Source organism: Pseudoalteromonas sp. S554 (assembly GCF_005930865.1).
GTDB classification, from domain to species: domain Bacteria; phylum Pseudomonadota; class Gammaproteobacteria; order Enterobacterales; family Alteromonadaceae; genus Pseudoalteromonas; species Pseudoalteromonas marina.
Genome location: NZ_PNDV01000129.1, coordinates 1 through 507, shown reverse-complemented (window position 1 = coordinate 507; position 507 = coordinate 1). Strand labels below are relative to the sequence as shown.

1 protein-coding gene is annotated in these 507 nt (G+C 39.3%); it reads left to right on the top strand.

The genetic code is table 11. The features are described 5' to 3' along the window. Positions 1 to 133: 133 nt before the first annotated feature. A partial coding sequence (locus CWB65_RS19075) for an IS110 family transposase (RefSeq protein ID WP_138741254.1) occupies positions 134 to 507 on the top strand: 374 nt, incomplete at its 3' end.

The following is a 507-nucleotide window of genomic DNA, read 5'->3' as shown; positions in this document are numbered from 1 at the left end:
AACTGCGACGCACGAGCAAAAACCAACTGTTTTTTGTCCTGCTTTAATGACTTGATACTCATTGAGCCTCCTCCCCAGCATCGCGATTATTCGCTACGCTGAAAAGGCAACCAACCTTACAGGAGAAAGCTCAATGAACTTTTACAATAACATGCATCCATATTATTGTGGAATCGATTTACACGCGCGATTACTTTACGTCTGTATCATTGATAATACAGGACTTATACTTGTTCACAAGAAAATTAAAGATGACCCAGAAGCACTATTAAAACTACTAAAACCGTATATCGGTGATATTGTGGTTGGCGTAGAATGCATGCATTGCTGGTATTGGGTCGCTGACTTTTGTAAAGAACACACTATCGACTTTATTCTCGGTCATGCGTTATATATGAAGGCGATTCATGGCGGTAAAGCCAAAAACGATAAAATAGATTCATATAAAATTGCCAAACTCATCCGTGGGGGGAACTTTCCACTTGCTTATGTGTATGACAAAGATAT